Consider the following 17,918-nt stretch of genomic DNA (forward strand, 5'->3'; position numbering starts at 1 on the left):
CAAGAGCAAGACCTATCGCGGCAGCAAGTACAACGAACTGGTCTTCGACGACGCCACCGACCAGGAGCGCGTGCGCCTCAACTCCGAAGCCGAGAAGAGCCAGCTCAACCTCGGCTACCTGATCCACCAGACCGGCAACACCCGCGGCGCCTTCCGTGGCACCGGCTTCGAACTGCGCAGCGATGCCTATGGCGCCATTCGCGCCAACCAGGGGCTCTATCTCACCAGCTGGGGCCAGCTCGGTGCCCGCGGCGACCAGCTCGACCTCACCCCGGCCCAACAACAGCTCGACAGCGCCTACCAGCTCACCGATACGCTCAGTCAGAGCGCCCAGGATCACAACGCCGAAGCGCTCGACAGCCGGACGAATCTCAAGCAGGCCGGCACGGACGCCGACGACACCTACGGCAACAGCGAACAGCTCGCGGATACCAAGCAAGACAGCGCCAGTGGCGCCACGGACAGCGGCGGAAGAGGCGAAGCCGCGCGCATGAAAGCGCCCTGGCTGCACCTGGCCTCCCCGGCGGGGATCACGGCGAGCACCCCGGAGTCGACCCACCTGGCCCAGGGCAAATCGCTCAGCGTGGCCAGCGGCGAGGACGTCAACATCGCCACCGGTAAGAGTCTGGTCGCCTCGATCTCGGAGAAGCTTTCGTTATTCGTCTATCGTGCCGGGATCAAGCTCTTCGCCGGTCGTGGCAAGGTCGAAGTGCAGGCCCAGAGCGATGCGATGGAGTTGACCGCGCAGAAGGACGTCAAGATCACCTCCACCGAAGGGCGGGTCGAGATCAACGCCGCCAACGGCATCCTGCTACATAGCGGCGGCGGCTATATCCGTATCGAAGGCGGCAACATCGACGTCCACGGCCCCGGCAAGGTCGACGTCAAGGGCGCGCAGCACCAATTCGGCGGACCGACGAGCATGAACGTGGCGATGCCCGATTTGCCGGAGGGGGCATGCGAAACCCAATTTGCCGGCGATGACGCGGCTTCGACCGGCGCCAGCCCCCTCTAGAGTGGAGCGATCATGTCATCCTACGAAACCGGTCGCTCTTTCCCAGCCGACAGCCCGACCCACCGCGTGGAAACGGCTGACGCGTTCGATCCGCAATGGTTAATGGAGTGTCAGTACGCGCTCCTAAATCCTCTGCGGGTCGAAAAGGCGGACATAGCAGACCTTTCCTGCCAGCCACTGAAAACGCCGTCAGTGAAAGTACGCGACCACTTGTTGCCACAACTGGTCTGTCTGGAGAGGTTGTCCCACACGCAACGGGAGTCGCTGCTGCCACAGCTCATGCGTTATCAGCGACGGGGTGACTGCCTTTTCTCGGCATTGCTTCAAAGCGATGCCCCGCCCGAAGACATACTCCAGCACTTTCGCTTCACACTGGAACAGACGCGCTGGGGAAGTCGCCAGAAGTGGTGGCTGCGCTATTACGATCCGGCGATATTTCAGCACCTGTGCTGGTTGCTGGACGAATCCCAGATGAACCGTCTGCTGGGACCCATCAAACGCTGGCACTGGCCAGCACCGCACGAACACTGGTCCTCACTGGCCGGCTGCCAAGTGGAAAAGCCTGCCATCAATACGCCCCTGCTCTCCGACGAGCAGTGGGCCGCCATCGATCGAATGGCCATGCTCAACACCACATTGGGCCGCCTGAACATGCTGGCTCCGGAATCGGCAACCACGTTCGAGAACTGCCGATGGCTCGATCGCCTGCTGGAAGAAGCCCAGACACATTTCGGCATGACCGATCCGGACGACCGCCGCCTATATGCCGAACAAGCAGCGCGCTTTCATCCACGTATTCACGATCATCCGGCTCTTCAAAGACGTCTTGACGAAGTTCGTGAAACGGAGGCGCGCTACTCCTTCATCTGCGAGAACTTGTCGGCGATAGATATGCACACCATGGCTTTAGAACTCAAGGAATCAACATGACGGGATCGTCCGGTAACGTCCAATCCATTAGCAGTTGCCGTGTCTGTCAACGCAGCGGTCTGCCGATTTTCCCGCTGCGCTACGCTGTCACGCGCACCGATGGCCGAGATCAAGCTGGCGAGCCTGCCGGGCCGGTCGTGCCCCACTCGCTGACCGATGACAGTCTCACGGCCACGCCGCTTCCTGAGGGGCAACACTATACCCTGAGGCTGCTACGCTCGGGCTTTCTTTACGTGTTCAATGAGACACGCGGCCACTGGATCGGACATGTCGTCACCGACGCGGGCTACCTGATCGAGTACGTCAATCTTCCTCAAGACGAGGCGATGGCGATCGATCCCGAAAATCCGCAACCCATCGATGGACGGCTGCAGCCGCCCCCCGATGAGCCAGAGTTCGCCTGCGCCGCCAACCCGGATCACGCCTACCCCGGTCGTTGTATCATGATCCCCAATGCCGACCGTGCCGATACGATTTACCTGGCCTTCTCCGATGTGGCCTGGACCAAGCGGGTCTGGAAAGAGCATGCGACTAACGAAAACGGTCGGCGCGACGCCATGCGCCGGATCTCGCTGGCCCAGTGGCGTAGCGGCAGCGCGCAATACGCCGACACGCTGGACAAGATCGGCGACTACTTGGCTGAAGCGCACTATCACTGGACGCTACCCAATCAGCATGGCAGCTCCGGATCCTGGAACCGGGGAAGTACGGGATCCTGGGGGGAGGATAGTTACCAGGGAACTGCTTTCAGTTTCAGCCCGTTTTCCTTTCACGGCATGAAGGAACGAGTCGAGGGGCTCAAGCGCTGGGCCGATGAGCAGGCCGAGCCGTTGGACATGACGCCCATGTTGGTGGGCCTCGAAGATCCGGTCGGCATCACGGTCGATTTGTCGACGCTGATGGCGTCACGCCTGAAAGAGTTCATGAACAGTGATGGTCGGCGCTGGCCACTGGCCACCGCTGCCACGATCGATGCACTGGAACCCGCGATTCGCGAGCAGGCTCAATTTCGCTATATCGACAAAAGAGTGGAATCGGGGCCCTTGCATCGGCCCATCTTCGCCGGCCCTGGGCAACCTTCATGGGAGGAGCAGCAGCGCATCAACGCTTATCACGACCGTCTGGAGGCAAGCCGGGAGGCAGGCACAGACTTCTATAAAGAGGAGCGTGATAAAGCACGTAAAGAGGTTTCCGAGAGTATCACGCCCGAGGAGCTAAAACGCGAGGCCGACGATGCCTGGGCTCAATACCGCAGCCGACTACAGGACGGCCAACCCGAGTTCTGGAAACGCACACAGTTTCAGTTGGAGCAGGAGCGTTTCGACCAGAACGTGATGCTGCCGCTGGTGCGCGTTCACCAGGCCTGGCTGACCGGGCCCGCAGTGCGCGCGCAGTTCAATGCGCATTTCGATGACCGGGATGCCGAGTCGGGGCAAGCCTTTGCCGATACGCTGGTGCTATGCCTTCAGGACACGCAGCAGTATGGTCCGGCCTTTGAGCAGTATCTCGAATGGCTGACCGCCTCCACAATCACCGACGACAATCTGCTGCTGCGCGGTATATTGCTCAACCTTCGGGTCGTTCGAGAAGCGGTCAACGCTCAATCGAGTGGCCAACCCATCGACCAGGTAGGCACCCTGCCCTGGACCGGACTGGTGTCGGGTTACCAGTCCTCCACCGAGGATCTGGCCGAAGCCCGTGCCGCCCCCGGGCGCCTGCTAGGTGCGGTGATGGCGCCCGTCTTGAAAGTGATGGACGAACAGGCGGTACGCCCGGCACTGATCGCACTGGGCATCACCGCCAACCGCAAGGTGGTCCACACCCGGGTGACCGGCCATGTCAGCGATGCCATCGATGCGCTCATTCGGGACATGCAGCGAATCAATCCCGCATTGAGGGACACCGACCAGAGCCTGCTCAAACGCAAGCTGGAAATCCAGACCCGCGGCAGCCAGCGGCGTATGCAAGCCGCCGGGGGCGGTGAATGGGACATCAGCATCGTGCATGATCGCCTCGTTCTCGAGGAACTCGACTCTTCCAGCGGTTCGCTCACCACCACCAACCGCGCCGCCAGTGCCGTGCTGGATTACAACGAGTGGCAGCGAACCTACGGATCGGTCTGGGGCAGCATGGCCGACCGCAACACCCAGTTAGGTATCGTCAGCCTTGCATTTGGCACCTGGGCATTGATGGCGCAGGCAAAGGCCATGGACGAGGCAACAGCCGATGGCCGCAGCGAGGCGCAATGGCGTTTTGAGGCACTGGTCTCCGGTGCGTTCGGCTCCGTGGCGGATACCGCGCATGCCATTCTGGAACGCTCTCGTCGGGTAGGCGGAAGACTGGCGCAAAAAGCCGGCAAGATATGGCGCGGCGTGTTCCGAGTTGGCGGGAAATTATTGGGCTTTGCAGCAGCAGCGATAATGGTATTTTGGGATGGATATAATGCTTTCAATCAAGCAAAAAAAGGAAACATTGGACTGGCTTTTCTTTATGGTGCCTCAGCCATTGCTGGGGCCGGCGCCTTTATAGCACTCACGATTTTAAGTGCGACTGGCATCGGAATCGTACTGGCCGCTGCAGCCATCGTGGTCAATATCTTTATTGCTTCATGGAGCAACAATGAGCTTCAGGATTGGATGGAAAAATGTTACTTCGGTGTTGAAGATTCGAATGAACAGTTTTCTAGCTTGAAAGCGGAAATCGATGCATTTGAGGTCCTGACCGATCAATAGGAGAAATCGGGTATGAATTTTACCGGCTTGGGGCCATATAAGTGGAAGTACAAGACGGATCGCCCACTAACAGAGGACGAGAGACGAAACCGTCTCGACAAAGAACATACGGCCAGTAGAGAGCCTAATGACGACCTCTCCGTGGCACGTATTAATAGTACTTACATGGAGCTCGTGGATCGATGGTACGCCGACAAAGGACATGCAGTTATTTATGGGATAATTGGGGCTGCACCTATGCTTGCTTTAGTTGCCATAGGAATACAGACTGCCAAAGAGATGGCTGCCAACATTAGCCCAGGAGAGATATTATTTCTATCTTTAATGTTACTGTTTTGCACTTCCTTTCTTTTAGGCTTTTTATATCTTTCTTGTTTCGAGGCTTTTCGCCGCACGCACTACCCCATCCGGCTTAATCGCAAAAACCGCATGATTTATGCTTTTCGACCCAACGGCACCATTATCAGGGTGCCTTGGGACAACCTGTTTGTTTGTGAAGGCAGCCACTATGTACCCTTGATGGGCCGAAGATTCTACGATATTCGCGCCCACATCCTGGATAAAGATGGCGTGACAGTTCGAGAAACTTTCGCTCTTGGCTATCCTTTTTTTGGTGATGAGGATCGTATTCTCCCCTTATGGGAATATATCCGCCGTTATATGGAAGACGACAAAGGCGTTAAAAAGAATCATGAGACCACCGATCTCTGCATGCCGGTGGGTGAACGTCGCGAAGGTCTTTATTTCGGGATCGTTCGGGGCTTTGGTATTGCTGCATTTTCCCCGTACATCGCACAGCCTCTGATGTCACCTTTCTGGGCTGTTATCACCTGGGGTCGGCTGATCGCCATGTACACCAGTCGTGTCCCCCACTGGCCTGAGGATATCGAGACCGAATGTCGGGTAGACGAGAACGACCCTTACCGAAAGGACTGGCGCGATAACGGAAAATTTACCTTTATCGAAGGCCCCTGGCCGGTGATCTGTTTCGTGATCGGCAGTACTATTGCTATTACTGCCATCTACCTCACTATCACCAGCATGGCGAATGCCATGTAAATACCGTGCGCCCGGCGCCTATTGCACTGGGCATCACCGCCAACCGCAAGGTGGTCCACACCCGGGTGACCGGCCATGTCAGCGATGCCATCGATGCGCTCATTCGGGACATGCAGCGAATCAATCCCGCATTGAGGGACACCGACCAGAGCCTGCTCAAACGCAAGCTGGAAATCCAGACCCGCGGCAGCCAGCGGCGTATGCAAGCCGCCGGGGGCGGTGAATGGGACATCAGCATCGTGCATGATCGCCTCGTTCTCGAGGAACTCGACTCTTCCAGCGGTTCGCTCACCACCACCAACCGCGCCGCCAGTGCCGTGCTGGATTACAACGAGTGGCAGCGAACCTACGGATCGGTCTGGGGCAGCATGGCCGACCGCAACACCCAGTTAGGTATCGTCAGCCTTGCATTTGGCACCTGGGCATTGATGGCGCAGGCAAAGGCCATGGACGAGGCAACAGCCGATGGCCGCACCGAGGCGCAATGGCGTTTTGGGGCACTGGTCCCCGGTGCGTTCGGCTCCGTGGCGGATACCGCGCATGCCATTCTGGAACGCATCCATCGTGTAACTAGTCGGCTCTCCAAGGGCCTAGGTCGAATACTGCGCAGGACTGCCGGTGGACTGGGCAAGGCTTTTGGCTTTGCAGCCGCTGCGATCATGGCTGTTTGGGATGGGTATAACTTTATAGATAAAGTTCAGAAAGGCCAGTATGGCCTTGCGTCACTCTATCTGGCTTCAGCCGTTTCCGGGTTGGGAGCTTTCGTTTTCTTAACGATTTTAAGTGTTACAGGAGTTGGGGTCTTGTTGGCTGCAATCGCGGTAGTGGTCAATATCTTTATTGCTTTATGGAGCAACAATGCGCTTCAGGAGTGGGTTGAAAAATGCTACTTCGGTGTCGAAGATTCGAATGAACAGTTTTCTAGCTTGAAAGCGGAAACCGATGCATTTGAGGTCCTGACCGATCAATAGGAGAAATCGGGTATGAATTTTACCGGCTTGGGGCCGTATAAGTGGAAGTACAAGACGGATCGCCCACTAACAGAGGACGAGAGACGAAACCGTCTCGACAAAGAACACACGGCCAGCAGAGAGCCTAATGACGACCTCTCCGTGATACGTATTAATAGTACTTACGTGGAACTCGTTGATCGATGGTATGCCGACAAAGGACATGCAGTTATTTATGGGGTGATTGGGCTTTCCCCATCTCTCACAATTGCCCTGATGTCTATGAGCGCCATTTCAGGAATAGGTGATTCCTGGGGTGTTTTTTTAATATGGATTGCAATATCTCTAATGGTTTGCTTTTGCTTTACCTTTTCTTATCTAATTTATTTTGAAGCTTTTCGTAAAACCCACTATCCAATCCGTCTAAATCGAAAAAATCGCATGGTGTATGCTTTTAAACCTGATGGCAATATTATCAAAGCCTCTTGGGACGACTTGTTTATCCACAAAGCTTCCAGCAAACCACCTTTGAGTGAAAAAGATTACGACATCCGAGCGCATGTCCTTGACGCAGATGGCGAGACCGTTCGAGAAACGTTCACGCTAGCCATGCCCCACTCGGGAGCAGAAGAGCGCCTGCTCGATCTCTGGGAGTACATCCGCCGCTATATGGAAGACGAAAATGGCGTGAAAAAAAATCATAAGTTAACGCAGTTCTGCTGGCCCATTGGTGAACGCCGCGAGGGGTTACGATATAGCATCATAGGCGGCTTTAGCCCTGCGGCTATTGCGCCTTACCTAGTGCAGCTACCCTTCTGCCCATATTTTGCCTTGATTACCTGGGGGCGGTTAATCGCCATGTACACTAGTCGCGTGCCCCGCTGGCCAGAAGGCATCGAAGCCGAATGTCGCATTTCGGACAATGACCCTTATCAAAAAGACTGGCGTGACAATGGCAAGCTTTCCTTTGAGAGGAAGACCGTTCCCGTCATCGGCTTCGTCATCGGGAGTATCATTTTGGTTGCGGCAATTACCTGGACAGTCACCAGTATTATCGACGCCATGTAAAAACCGTGCGTCCAGCACTGAGCATCACCGCCAACTGCAAGGTGGTCCACACTCGGGTGACCGGCCATGTCAGCGATGCCATCGATGCGCTCATTCGGAACATGCAGCAAATCAATCTCGCATTGATTGAAACCGAATGGAACATCCTCATTTCAGAGTTAAGGAGCGGACATGAGTAGCGCTGATAATCCTCGCCCGGATTGTAGCTTCTGTGGCGGCGGTGGCCTGCCGATCTTGCCCGTGCGCTATGCCGTAGCGCGTAGCGACGATGTCAGCATCAGCGCCCCTGAGTTGCCGGCGGATCTAGAGGATGATGCCGTATCGCAGATCGCGCTGTCGGGAGGTCAGCACTACACACTGAGGCTGCTGCGAGAAGGCTTTCTGTATGTCTTCAACGCCGCCCGTGGGCGCTGGCAAGGGTACTACGTCACCGACGAAGGGTTTCTCAGTCGCTACATCGATGTCACCAATGACGAGCTGCTGGCACTCGACCCCAACGCGCCGGGGCCACTGGATGCCGATATCAACGCCCCGGTCGAGGACGAGGAGTTTCCGTGTCGAGCCAACCCTGATCACGTCTATCCGGGGCGCTGCATCACGGTACCCGCGGCCCAGGAGGCCGAAGCGCTCTATTTCGCGTTCTCGGATGACCGCTGGACCAAACGTGTATGGAAAGAGCACGCCACCAACGAGAACGGCCGGCGTGACAGCATGCGTAAACTGTCCATGCCGCAATGGAAAGGCGGTTCGGCGGACTATACCCGACCGCTCAGCGAACTCGGAGAACGGGTGGCCGAAGCCAACTTCCCCTGGATTCCGCGGCAGTCGAACGGCACCGATAATGGCAACCCAACGCCAACCACGGAGGTGAGTGCGTTGAGCCATAGTCTCGCACCGGTCAACGGCATGCGCGACGATGTCGAGGGTTTCGTCGAGTGGTCACAGCGTCAGGCCGGGCCAAGTGAAATGACGCCGGCGCTGTTCGTCCTCGACGACCCGGCCGGGGTTACCAGTGATCTCGCCGCGCTACTCGACGCCCGGGAGAATGAGTTCAACGAACAGGAAGCCATCAAGCGCCCCTTCGTCACGGCGGGTGTCGTCAATGCCCTGCGTGACGGTTTTCGTGAGCGGGCTCGGATGCAACGGGCCAACGAGATCGTCGAGAATCACCTCGAACATGAGTATTACCGTACTTATGGCGGCCCGCCGGGCATGGCACATGCTGCCAAAGCCAATTTCGAACGTCGGCAGAAAGAAGACCCCGCCTATCGGCGAGATGTCGAAGCCACGCGGCTGGCAGCCTACAAGAGCATCAGCGAGGAGGAACTCGAAGAGGCCGCCGACGATGCCTGGGGCAAGTACGGCGACAAGCTCCGCCCCGGCGAGCCTGACGACTGGATGGAAAACACCTATCGTAAGCAGTTATCACAATACGATACAGATAACATGCGGCCACTGGCGTCGGCCTATGTGAGCTGGTTGACGGGCAATCCACTGCTGGTTTACCTCAACAGCCGATTCGATGACAAGCAGGTCGAGTCGGGGATCCCCTTCGTCTCCGTCATCTCCTTCGTGCTGTTGGGCACCCAGAGCTACGCCCCAGCTTTCAAGCAGTACGTCGAATGGCTATCGGCGAGCGAGATCGACAATAGCAACCTGCTTTTGCGGGGAATGGGACTGAACCAGAAGGCCTTGATTGAGCAAATCATGTCAGCGAGCGACGTCGATTTCGGTGCCAAACCCAATAACCCCGCCACCCTGCCCTGGGGGCCATTGATAGCGGCTTATCTTGGCCTGACGGAAGATTACCCCGATGAGGTTGCCTCGCCCGCCAGAATGCTCGGCCATGTGTTGGGACCAATGCAAAGTGTCGTGGCAAAAGAACAAAACCCGACGCCATTTCTGCTCACCCTGGGGATGATCTCGGGAAGCTCGGTTCAGATCACCCAAACCAGCGTGACATTCGAGGAAGCCCTATCCCGAACGCGCGAGCCGCTCAAGCTGATCCACCCCGACTGGGGCGAGAGCGAGCTGCGTCAGTTCCAGCAGAAGATGCGCGTAGAGGCGCGCTCACTCATCGCGGTCAATGGGGAGCCCCCGGTTACCTTCGATATACGCCAGATAGACCTCACTCCGCTAGAGGAATTTATGGCTGAGACATCCTCGCCATCCGCTATCAGCCTGACGGGACGAGAAAGGCTGGAGTTTTCGGCGGGTATCGTGGGGGTAGCGCTGTCTGGCGTAACGATGTGGGATTTCTTCACACGCACGGACAGCATTATTCATGGAGGTGTGCGGGTTCAAGGTCGCTTCCTCGGCATGGGGTTGGCACTCGGTAGTGGCTTGGCTGATGTGGTGGGAAAATCTCTAGAACATGCTCAGAAAGCCTTTCAAGAGTCTGGGGAGTTGCTTCAGAGGATGAGCAAGTCTTTGCTAAAACTCGGGGCACGGTTTGGTCTGGCTGGCGGGCTCATTCTAGGAGCAATGGATCTGTGGGAGGGGGGCGAGAATGTCGGTGAGAACAAGCCGGTAATCGGCGCTCTTTATATCACTTCCGGCCTTTCTACTGTCGGGGCAACCTTGGCTTTATTTCTTGCTGGTATTGGTGCCGCGGTAAAGGTATCTGGTAGCACCTCAATGCTTTTATCCTTGATAGCCCGGGCAGCGCCGCTGCTCTGGTGGGGCGGTGCCATACTAGGTGTTGTAGCTGTCGCAGCTACTGTCGCCATCTGGTTTTACACGGAAGATGATCTACAGGAGTGGTTGGCTGAGTGTGCCTTTGGTGAACGTGGTAATCCTGGGCCGGGTGATGCCAGATTGGAAGCCGAACTACAACACCTCGAAGAAATGACACAAAAGGAAGCGTGACATGCAATCCACGAATGCTAGGGATTTTTGCAACCTGCTAATAAAAGCCAACTGGGGATTTTCCAGCACGATGTCCCAAGGACGCGCATGGGATGGCAGAGCCCAGTCTTTGGATAAAAGCAGAAAGCTCGATAGAGGCGAATCACACTTTAACGATTCGGTTATCGCATTGAATTCCACTTACTTAGAGGTCGTTGATGCGGGCAATCGTTTGAGAGGCGTTAATTCTTTCTTCGGCCTTATGGGGGCGGCGCCATCTGCTTTTGGTATCGCCGCACTTATATATGTTATATCTAATCACAGCGATCGCCTTCCTATTTTTGTTTTCCTCTTGGCGATGACTGCTTTGCTTTTAGGATCATTAATCATTATTCCTATAATAAACATACTTATTCGCTGGGACATGTTCCGTAAGACCCACTACCCCATGCGCTTCAATCGCCGAGATCGCAAGGTCTACGCCTGGTCGCAGGATATGGGTATCGTCACCATGAATTGGGATGACATTCAGTTTTATAGTAGCCAGGCAACCAAGTCTCAGGATCGCCGGGGCATGTCGCGTGAGGAAATCCGAGGATACGTGAAGGACCGCAACGGCCACATGCTTTATCACCTGGTCTTCTTCAAGTATGAAGGCCTCAAGGGCATGAAAGGCGTGCTGGAAATCTGGGAGCTGGTGCGCCGCTATATGGAAGAACCCGACGGCCATATCCAGGCCTACCAAGTCGATCAGCGTCTGCTGGACCTGGATGGCAAGCGCGAAAGCTTCATCCACTCGCTGATCCAGGCGACTCAGGTGCTGGCTGATAGCCGTGCGGTTCAGCTGATCTTTGCGCCCATGGTCATGTGGGCCGGCACCGGCCGCATCATTGCCAAGTGGACCTGCCGCGTGCCGCGTTGGCCCGAGTGGGTCGAGGAAAAGTGTCGGGTTGATCCGAACGACCCTTACGTGCGTAATCGCCACAACGAGCGCCCGCTGACCGCGAAGGAAATTCTCTGGCCGCTGTTCTGCTACCTGCTTGGCTGGGCAGAGGTACTGGCAATTCTGTATTTCTGCTTCAGAGGGTATTTTTGAAGCGCTGAACCTAGACAGGGAGCAGGCTTTCGACTTGCACGGCCTGCTCTCCGGGTTCAAGAGCAAGACCTATCGCGGCAGCAAGTACAACGAACTGGTCTTCGACGACGCCACCGACCAGGAGCGCGTGCGCCTCAACTCCGAAGCCGAGAAGAGCCAGCTCAACCTTGGCTACCTAATCCACCAGACCGGCAACACCCGCGGCGCCTTCCGTGGCACCGGCTTCGAACTGCGCAGCGACGCCTATGGCGCCATCCGCGCCAACCAGGGGCTCTACCTCACCAGTTGGGGCCAGCTCGGTGCCAGCGGCGACCAGCTCGACCTCACCCCGGCGAAGCAGCAGCTCGACAGCGCCTACCAGCTCACCGATACGCTGAGTCAGAGCGCCCAGGATCACAACGCCGAAGCGCTCGACAGCCGGACGAATCTCAAGCAGGCCGGCACAGACGCCGACGACACCTACGGCAACAGCGAACAGCTCACCGGCAGCGACCAGAACAGCGCATCCGGCGCCACGGACAGCGGCGGAAGAGGCGAAGCCGCGCGCATGAAAGCGCCCTGGCTGCACCTGGCCTCCCCGGCGGGGATCACGGCGAGCACGCCGGCGTCGACCCACCTGGCCCAGGGCAAATCGCTCAGCGTGGCCAGCGGCGAAGACGTCAACATCGCCACCGGCAAGAGCCTAGTCGCCTCGATCTCGGAGAAGCTCTCGTTATTCGTCTACCGTGCCGGGATCAAGCTCTTCGCCGGTCGTGGCAAGGTCGAAGTGCAGGCCCAGAGCGATGCGATGGCGTTGACCGCGCAGAAGGACGTCAAGATCACCTCCACCGAAGGACGGGTCGAGATCAACGCCGCCAACGGCATCCTGCTGCATAGCGGCGGCGGCTATATCCGCATCGAAGGCGGCAACATCGACGTCCACGGCCCCGGCAAAGTCGACGTCAAGGGCGCGCAACACCAATTCGGTGGTCCAGCGAGCATGGACGTGGCGATGCCCGATTTGCCGGAGGGCGAAAACGTCATTTGCCCTCGCAAGAATCAGGCTGCCGCCAGCGGCGGTGATGGCACGGTGGAAAATTAATCATGCCGGTCATTGAAGACGCTGCATTCATTGCCGAGGCCGAGACCGCCATGGCGGCCGGACAGCTTTACCGGCTGGTCGATCCCTGCGCAGCGCCCGAACGGCAGCTAAGCGCCGAAACGCTTGGTAAGGCAGGGGTGATCAAAAACCCACTGCTGGCGCAGACGCCGGCACAGTGTCTCTACCTATGGCCTCTGGCTCGTAAAATCACGCCCGCACTCGACCTCGAGGACGAACTGGCCGAGGAAAAGGCGAAACGCCCAGAGAGCCTACTCGAACCCGCGCCCTTCTGCGGCTGGATATTCACCCAACAGGCGCGCTCAACTGTCGCGACGTATATCAGCCGACAGCTAGCGCAAACCACAGCAGAGAACAGACGGGCGCTACTGCGCTTTTACGATCCCCGGGTGATGAGTCAACTCCCCCGTATTCTGCAACCGTCCCAGCTCTCTGCCCTGCTGGGTCCCATCGACCGTTGGGTTTATCTCGATAGGCATGGGCGCCTGCGTTGTATCGAGCCGCATGACGATAGACGCCATCTCGGCAGCCTTAAGCTGACAACGGACCAGTGGCAAGCAATTCAACGTATCGGGCAGATCAATCGGTGCCTGGAACTCTGCCGTTCGCTACCCGAGCCAGACCGCCCCGCAGGGGTCAATGCCATGCGAATCGACGCTTTGATCGTGGCAGCGCAGGTGCACGGACTACATGAGCGGACAGCCGTGACCGCTTTCGTACTGCACGGCTTGACGATACACGAGACGTTCTATCAGCACCCGATCATGCAGCGTCTACTGCGGAGCCGGGGCGAGGACCGTCCAGGCTATATCGAACTGACGAACCGTCTCTCCGAGCGCGACTGGGAGACGATTACGAACGATGAAGGAGACATCGTGACATGACGCAGGCATCTAGGGTCAGTCAGTATGCCGCCCAAGGGGAAACAAGCGGCACTGAAAACGGTCAGTGCGAATTTTGCGAACGCAAGGGACTGCCAATACTGCCTGTCCGTTACGCAGTGTGTCAGCGCAACGATCGCAACCGTCCAGTCCCTGAACTTCCCGAAGAGCGTATCCGGGAGTTCACCGACATCGGGCTCGACAAAGCGTGGGACGAGAACGGCCAACACATCCGGACCGTCGACGACGAGGTCCGCCCGTGGATCACGGACAGTACGTCCAGCCAAGTCAACAAATATATCCTGCGCCAACTGCGTCAAGGCTATCTCTATTTCTATGATCAGGACAATCCGGACGGGATGTACTGGTACGCTTACGCGATCACCAGCGATGGCAAGTATTACCAGTTCCCCGTAGCGCAGCCCCCACATTGGAGAGCACCGAATTCCCCTGTCAGGACAAGGCCAACGACGCCCTGCACGCCTCACTGGTCACACTGCCCAGTCCGGATAAAAGTGGCACACTCTATTATGCCTTCAGCGAACACGCCTGGCCTATCGAGCATATCCGTATGATCGGCAGTGACCCGGCGTGGCGTGATCGGCACATGCAGAAGATCGACATCGGGGCCTGGGTCGCCGGACAGTCACAACCCTTTGCTTACGGCACCGACGAGCTAGCCATGGTGGCCGAGTACAGCGAGGGCGCAGAAGATCTCGGTACCCAATTCTGGTCCAGCGGTCCGAAGCGCGATCTCTACAGCCGCCAGGATCTGCAAGACGCCATGGACCTGCGGCTCGACCATGCGGCCAGTCGCTATCAGGGCAGAGGGCTGATTCTAGCCGTCAAGGACGAAGCCGGCATCATCGACGAGCTCAACGCCTATCGTCATCAGGCGCTGGCCGAGACCGAGGATTTTGTTCAAGGCAGTGAAACGAACCGCCGCAAGCTGCTGTGCAAACAGGCTATCGACGCTTTCCATGAAAACTTCGCGCGAAACTACAACGAGCAGGAACGCCAGTCACGCGATGCCGAGATCGAACGACTGAAGCAGGAACGCGCCGAAGAGCGACAAGCGTTCGAAGAGTCTCTGGAAAAGCAGCGTCGGGAAGGTAATCAAGCGAACATCGATTTCGTCGCGCAGAATGCCAGCGCCATGGAAAAGCGCTATGAGCAATTGATACGCCAGGTGAGGGAGCGCCACCAGGCTGATCGAGAAGATGCCGATGAGGTCATCGCGGATCACCAGAGTCAACTGGCCGAGTTGTATGACAAAGAAGCACTCAATGCCTTCTATGCCGGCTATCTTGAGCAGACCGACATCTGCCAGGCACTGCTAGCGCTGCACGATAGCGACTACGCGCTCTGGGTTCGGGATCACCTTCCCGCGGTCATCGGGCGCTACAGCCGCACCGACTACTGGATGGGAATGGGGCTGAGCGGGTTGCTGGCCAATGGGCTGCGCGGTGGCATCCTATCATCCGCCAGCGGCCGCCTGTGGCAGCAACTGGCGCGCAACGTCGATGCCTCGGACTCGCTGGTACTGAGCGCTTTGTTCCCAACCAGAAAACGCTGATGAGCCAGGCACAAGCCACCGCCAGCGAACAGGCACCGACCGAGACGTTGACGCCGGCGACCTTGGCAGACTGGGGCGAGCGTTTCCGGTCCACCCAGGCCGAGGCCAGGACACTGGCGCACCGCACGCCACGCCCGGAAGAGATCAGCAACCGCCTGCGGCCCGTTCAAGGCGCGCTGGCGATCACGATTGGCAACTCGTTCGCCTCCCTGGTGACCTATGAAGCGGCGGGGCTGCCCATCACTGAGTCCAAGGCCTCGCTGGCGTGTTTCATCCGCTATGCACAACTGGCCTACATGAGCGATCCGGAAGTCCAAGGGGAAAAGGCGCCACCACAGAAGTTGCACAACGTCCGTCTGTCCCTGGCGGAATATCACCAGTGGCTGCAGTGGGTGACGCGCTTCAGCGACTCGTCGCCCCAAGGCGTGGACACCAGCCAGGCCCTGAAGTCCTTGGATGGGGGCAGCGGCAACTTCACCGCACCAATGGCGGACACCGGCCACGTCGTCGATGTCGCCCTGCCCTGTTTCGCGTTGGACGCCGGTGTCCTTGAGCGGTTGACCGACGGAGCCCTTGACGAGACCTTCGGCCCCGATCAGCAACGACAGCGCTGGGCAGATCTGTCGACAAGCGCCAGGGACGTCGCGGGTGTCGTTGCGGGTTCCGGCCGTTACGGCAAGATCATGGCGCTGGGCCTGGTGTTCTGGAACACCGTATTGGCGGTGGACCAGGCACTGTTCACCGACGACGACACGGGGCCCGATTGGGCGAAGCTAATAGGTGCCAGTGTCAGTCTGGCCAGTGGAGGGATGCAGGCCATCGAGGGCTACACCACGATTCGCACTGCCAGCCTGGGCGACGGCGAGGCCGGCGCGCTCGGCCGGGCAGTAAGAAATGCCTCCTGGAAAATGACCGGCCACCTGTTGGGCGCGGCCGCCGGCCTGATATCGGTCTGGGACGGCATCAAGAAACTCACTGATGCCGCTCATGCCTCACGGCTGGGCCAGTCCCTCAGCGCCGAGCATGGCATGATCCTGGGGAGCGTTGGCGTACTCGGCGGCATCGCCACCCTGCTCGTGATCGGCATTGGTGTCGCTGCAAGCCTGGTGGTCGGTCTGTTCGTCAGCCTGGTGACCCTGGTGTTCGGCTACTGGCTGGTCACCCTGGTTGCCCCCTCCGTCGAGATGTGGATCAACCGCAGTTTGGTCGGCCGCCATCAAGGCCAGATACAACGCTTCGAGGACATGGCCTCGGAACAGAGCTCGCTGGAGATGGTGTTTCAGGGCGTCGTCGTGGAATTGTCGTGGGAGCCGGTACGGCCCAATGTCAGTCAATATGTCAGGTCGCCCTACGATATCGATACGGCGGGCATGGAAGCAGACATCGAGCAAGCCAGCCAACAGGTGCGAATCAACCTGAAGGTCCGGGTACCGAAGCTGGATACCATTGAGCTGGGGCTGAAATTTGAGCCTCGTGAGAAAAGCCTGCGAGCAGTTTTTGACTGGACCTATCAAAAGAACCGGGACAGTGAAGCGCTATCACTTGCCTCAAACTCGGAATATGGCATGACCCAAAGTAGAGGGCCAAGCGACCGGCCAGAATTCACGCTGAAAGATAAGGTTTACGAGGCGGAATGGTCACACGTATACGAGAAAAACACTTTGACCCAATTGGCCGAGCTCACGATCGACTTCAGGTCCTCGGATACTCATACGTTTAGTAGTGATAGCCTTGTTTTAAAAATCGAAGACAGAGCAAGCAAAGGAGAAATGCGCACATGAAATACTTGATTTTTAGCATTGTGCTATGCCTATCCAGTAGCGTACAAGCGGACATCCTGTTTCAGGATCCAACGGGAAAGGCATTTGGCGCGGCCATCGATAAGCTTTCGGAGGAAGAGGTTAAAGATTTATCTACGACTGACGCGAACCGAAAAAAATTATTCCTCGGTATTTTTTATATAAAAGGGGCGCCAGAGTTTCATATCGAGAAAGATTGCGAAAAGGCTGTCGATTTCTTGCAAGACGCTTGGGAGAAGGACATCACTGATGCTGGCTATACTCTGGCAACCATGTATTATAATGGGGTTTGCACGGAAAAGAACATCAATAAGGCAAGAGAGCTAGCGACTCAAACGGCGCAGGAAGGTTTCATTCTGGCACAACGCATGCTGGGCCTGGCCTATGTGGATGAGAAATGGGCGAAGCTCTACCCTTACGATGTCGAAAAAGGCATCTACTGGCTCAGTAAGGCGGGGAATGCTGGTGATAGAGAATCCGCCGGACAATTATCATACATGTACGACAAAGGTGAAAAGGTTCCTCAGGATCAAAAAAAATCCTTTTCATGGCTGAAAAAAGGCGTTTTCAATAAATACGAAAAAAGAAACAGGAGTGGATTTTCCATATTGGCTGAAAGCTATGAAAAAGGCATCGGTACTGAGGTGGACCTTATCAAAGCCTACAAGTTTTACGACCTGACCGGGACTGCTGGCGCTGAAGGCAAACAGCGCGTCGCTAAAAAAATGACCCAGGAACAGATCGACGAAGCCCTCCGCCAGTCCCAGGAATGGCAGAAAGAGCACAACGTACAGGTTGGTGGCGGTTTTATTCGTCGTGCCGATTGATGCTTGCATCGCCTCCTTGGCAGTTGCTAGCCAGCATTC

General features: G+C 57.3%; 12 protein-coding genes and 1 pseudogene. All 13 read left to right on the top strand.

Annotated elements, in window-relative coordinates:
* On the top strand, positions 1 to 1,015 hold a 1,015-nt coding region (locus OP494_RS13020), incomplete at its 5' end, for a type VI secretion system Vgr family protein (protein WP_280541333.1).
* Positions 1,016 to 1,027: 12 nt separating this feature from the next.
* Entirely contained in the window at positions 1,028 to 1,945 is a 918-nt protein-coding gene (locus OP494_RS13025) for a DUF4123 domain-containing protein (protein ID WP_280541335.1), read from the top strand.
* Complete coding sequence (locus tag OP494_RS13030) at positions 1,942 to 4,677, top strand: T6SS effector BTH_I2691 family protein (protein ID WP_280541336.1); 2,736 nt, start codon at positions 1,942 to 1,944, stop codon at positions 4,675 to 4,677. The genes OP494_RS13025 and OP494_RS13030 overlap by 4 nt, the downstream gene beginning before the upstream one ends.
* A 12-nt stretch (positions 4,678 to 4,689) precedes the next feature.
* Positions 4,690 to 5,736 carry a DUF6708 domain-containing protein gene (locus OP494_RS13035; RefSeq protein ID WP_280541338.1) on the top strand — a complete coding sequence of 349 codons (1,047 nt, stop codon included), beginning with the start codon at positions 4,690 to 4,692 and terminating at the stop codon, positions 5,734 to 5,736.
* 5 nt (positions 5,737 to 5,741) lie between these two features.
* Complete coding sequence (locus OP494_RS13040; RefSeq protein ID WP_280541339.1) at positions 5,742 to 6,707, top strand: hypothetical protein; 966 nt, start codon at positions 5,742 to 5,744, stop codon at positions 6,705 to 6,707.
* A 12-nt stretch (positions 6,708 to 6,719) separates the two neighbouring features.
* The gene (locus OP494_RS13045) at positions 6,720 to 7,754 is read left to right on the top strand and encodes a DUF6708 domain-containing protein (RefSeq protein ID WP_280541341.1); all 1,035 of its coding nucleotides are present in this window, start codon (positions 6,720 to 6,722) and stop codon (positions 7,752 to 7,754) included.
* Between the two features lie 171 nt (positions 7,755 to 7,925).
* Positions 7,926 to 10,622, top strand: coding sequence for a T6SS effector BTH_I2691 family protein (locus tag OP494_RS13050; protein WP_280541343.1), 2,697 nt, complete (start codon positions 7,926 to 7,928; stop codon positions 10,620 to 10,622).
* Between the two features lies 1 nt (position 10,623).
* Positions 10,624 to 11,697 (top strand): DUF6708 domain-containing protein, encoded by a 1,074-nt coding sequence (locus OP494_RS13055; protein ID WP_280541344.1) that lies wholly within the window; start codon positions 10,624 to 10,626, stop codon positions 11,695 to 11,697.
* A 34-nt stretch (positions 11,698 to 11,731) separates the two neighbouring features.
* Positions 11,732 to 12,778: a type VI secretion system Vgr family protein gene (locus OP494_RS13060; RefSeq protein WP_280541346.1), complete on the top strand. Its 1,047-nt coding sequence runs from the start codon at positions 11,732 to 11,734 to the stop codon at positions 12,776 to 12,778.
* 2 nt (positions 12,779 to 12,780) lie between these two features.
* Positions 12,781 to 13,680 (top strand): DUF4123 domain-containing protein, encoded by a 900-nt coding sequence (locus OP494_RS13065; protein WP_280541347.1) that lies wholly within the window; start codon positions 12,781 to 12,783, stop codon positions 13,678 to 13,680.
* Positions 13,677 to 15,253: pseudogene (locus tag OP494_RS13070) on the top strand (T6SS effector BTH_I2691 family protein). Before OP494_RS13065 ends, OP494_RS13070 begins: the two are co-directional and overlap by 4 nt.
* Positions 15,253 to 17,034, top strand: coding sequence for a hypothetical protein (locus tag OP494_RS13075; protein WP_280541350.1), 1,782 nt, complete (start codon positions 15,253 to 15,255; stop codon positions 17,032 to 17,034). Before OP494_RS13070 ends, OP494_RS13075 begins: the two are co-directional and overlap by 1 nt.
* Positions 17,031 to 17,879, top strand: a complete 849-nt coding sequence (locus OP494_RS13080; RefSeq protein ID WP_280541352.1) for a tetratricopeptide repeat protein — start codon at positions 17,031 to 17,033, stop codon at positions 17,877 to 17,879. Before OP494_RS13075 ends, OP494_RS13080 begins: the two co-directional genes overlap by 4 nt.
* Positions 17,880 to 17,918: the final 39 nt, after the last annotated feature.

It is taken from the genome of Chromohalobacter sp. 11-W (assembly GCF_029889905.1).
Taxonomy (GTDB): domain Bacteria; phylum Pseudomonadota; class Gammaproteobacteria; order Pseudomonadales; family Halomonadaceae; genus Chromohalobacter.

Bases quoted from the DNA above. Each gene is read 5' to 3' on its own strand.
- OP494_RS13075 (WP_280541350.1), top strand. From the start codon at position 15,253: ATGAGCCAGGCACAAGCCACCGCCAGCGAACAGGCACCGACCGAGACG.
- OP494_RS13065 (WP_280541347.1), top strand. From the start codon at position 12,781: ATGCCGGTCATTGAAGACGCTGCATTCATTGCCGAGGCCGAGACCGCC.
- OP494_RS13035 (WP_280541338.1), top strand. From the start codon at position 4,690: ATGAATTTTACCGGCTTGGGGCCATATAAGTGGAAGTACAAGACGGAT.
- OP494_RS13025 (WP_280541335.1), top strand. From the start codon at position 1,028: ATGTCATCCTACGAAACCGGTCGCTCTTTCCCAGCCGACAGCCCGACC.
- OP494_RS13030 (WP_280541336.1), top strand. From the start codon at position 1,942: ATGACGGGATCGTCCGGTAACGTCCAATCCATTAGCAGTTGCCGTGTC.
- OP494_RS13045 (WP_280541341.1), top strand. From the start codon at position 6,720: ATGAATTTTACCGGCTTGGGGCCGTATAAGTGGAAGTACAAGACGGAT.
- OP494_RS13050 (WP_280541343.1), top strand. From the start codon at position 7,926: ATGAGTAGCGCTGATAATCCTCGCCCGGATTGTAGCTTCTGTGGCGGC.
- OP494_RS13055 (WP_280541344.1), top strand. From the start codon at position 10,624: ATGCAATCCACGAATGCTAGGGATTTTTGCAACCTGCTAATAAAAGCC.
- OP494_RS13080 (WP_280541352.1), top strand. From the start codon at position 17,031: ATGAAATACTTGATTTTTAGCATTGTGCTATGCCTATCCAGTAGCGTA.